Origin of the sequence: Rathayibacter sp. AY1E8, from assembly GCF_002931415.1 — a bacterium.
Classification (GTDB): Bacteria; Actinomycetota; Actinomycetes; order Actinomycetales; family Microbacteriaceae; genus Rathayibacter.
Map to the genome: position 1 here is coordinate 1 of NZ_PSVI01000109.1, position 2,024 is coordinate 2,024.

The following is a 2,024-nucleotide window of genomic DNA, read 5'->3' on the forward strand; positions in this document are numbered from 1 at the left end:
CCCGTCACGAGCGGCAGCGTGTCGCCGCCGCTGGCGTAGCCGTCGTAGCCGATCCGCGCCATCGACGCGGGGTGCGCCAGCCACTGCTTCACGAGGTCGACGCGGCAGTCCTCGAACCAGGCGGTCAGCTGCTCGGCACCGAGCCCGCCGGCCGAGCGGTCGCCGGGCTCCGCGGAGCCGTCGGCGATCGCGGTGAGGCGCGCGTCCTGCTCGGCGGGGCCGAGGCCGGCGAAGCCCCGGAGGGCGTCGAGCGCCAGACCGTAGGCGATCGGGTCGGCCGGCAGGTCGGCGTTGCGCCAGCCGTCGCCCTCGCCGTTCGCGAGCTGCGTGTCCACCCGTGCGGCCAGGTCGATCCGGCCGCCCTCCTGCGGGACGACCCGGTCGGCGATCGCCCGCAGCTCCGCGAGCTGGGCGACGGTCAGGGCGCGCGGCGCGTACTCCGGGTCGTCGGCGAGCGCGCGCACGGCCAGCAGCCCGCGCACCCGCGTGGAGGTCCGGGCGGAGGCGATGGCCGCGCCGACGTCGGCCGGAACCGACGGCGCCGTGCCGGCCTCCTCCTCCCAGAACCGGCGGATCGCCGCCGCCACCTCGACCGGGCGCTCGAACGGCAGCAGGTGGCCCGCCCCGGCGAGCGTGAGCAGCCGGGCACGGGAGTAGAGGGAGCCGTTCAGGCGGCGCTGCGCGTCGGCGCCGAGGTCGCCGTCCTCACCGCCCGCGATCAGGAGCGCGGGCACGGCCCCGAGGGCGGCCTCTCCGGTGCGGTCCTCGCGGCTGCCGTGCTCGAGCCAGTCGCGCCAGCCCTCGGGGGAGTAGCGGCGCAGCTCGGCCAGCACCTCCGCGTCGGCGTCGGCGGGCAGCGGCGAGCCGACGTTCTGGTCGACGAACTCGCGCGCCTGTGCCTCGTCGAGGTGCCCGTCGTCGACCCAGCCGAGCATGGTCGAGCGGCGCTCCTCCTCCATCGGCTCGGGCGAGAGCGGCGACCCGGCGAGGAGCACGACGCCCGCGAGCCCGAACAGGCCCGAGCGGCCGGTGACCGTGCGGGAGGCCACGAGCGAGGCGATCTTCCCGCCCATGCTGTGCCCGAGGAGCAGCCAGCGGGAGGCGCCGTGCTCGCGGATCCGGCGGATCGTGGCAGCGGTCATCTCCTCGAGCGAGGTCCCGGATCCACCGGGCAGGTCGAGCGCGACGAGGTCCGCGACGTCGGCGAGCTCGCGGCCGAGCGCGTCGAAGGCGCGGCCGTCGAGCCCGAGTCCGGGCAGGGCGAAGAGGGTGGGGCGGGGGCTGGTGGACACGGGCGTCCTGTCGGATCGGCCGCGCCACGGCAGTGGGGAGCGGGAGGGGAGCGGCGGCGGGGGGCCGGCCCTCCCCATCCGACCACACGGCGTCCGCGCGCCCGGACCCTTGCGCCGACGGGGCTCTCGTGCTGTGCTCTGCGCCACCGTTCCGCGCCACGATGCCGGGCCGTCGTGCCTCCCTCCGTGGCAGGCCTCAGATCGGAGAGGCGAACACCACCAGGTTGTCCCGGTAGCGGCCGATCGCCGCGTCGTACTCGCCTCCGCAGGTCACGAGGATCAGCTCCTCCTCGAGGGTCGCGCCGAAGACGCGGGCGGTGGGGAACGCGGCCTTGGCGTGGGACTCGACCGCCGTCACCCGATAGCGGTGGTCGGAGCCGTCCACTCCGCTCACCGCGATCTCATCGCCCGGGGCGAGCTCGCCGAGGCGGAAGAAGACCGCGGGACCGGACCGCGAGTCGACGTGCGCCGCGATCACGGTGCGGCCGCTGCCACCCGGGCGCCCGCCTCCCGAGAACCAGCCGACGTCGTCGTAGTCCACCGGCACCTCCATCGCCCCGTCCGACTGGATGCCCAGCGCGATCAGCGGCTCGTCGAGGCCCATCGCGGGCACGCTCAGCCGGGCGGGCTCGACGCCGACGGTGCGCGCAGGCGCGGCAGCGGCGGGGTCGGTGCCGAGCAGCTGACCGCCTGGTTCGAGGACTGCCGCGTCGACCTCGTGAAGCAGTGGCT

2 protein-coding genes are annotated in these 2,024 nt (G+C 76.2%); both read right to left on the reverse strand.

What is annotated here, in order from left to right; all coding sequences use genetic code 11:
- On the reverse strand, positions 1-1,292 hold a 1,292-nt coding region (locus C5C74_RS16805; protein WP_104351940.1), incomplete at its 3' end, for an alpha/beta hydrolase.
- Between the two features lie 196 nt (positions 1,293-1,488).
- The coding region (locus tag C5C74_RS16810; protein WP_308471012.1) for a class F sortase at positions 1,489-2,024 on the reverse strand (536 nt) is incomplete at its 5' end.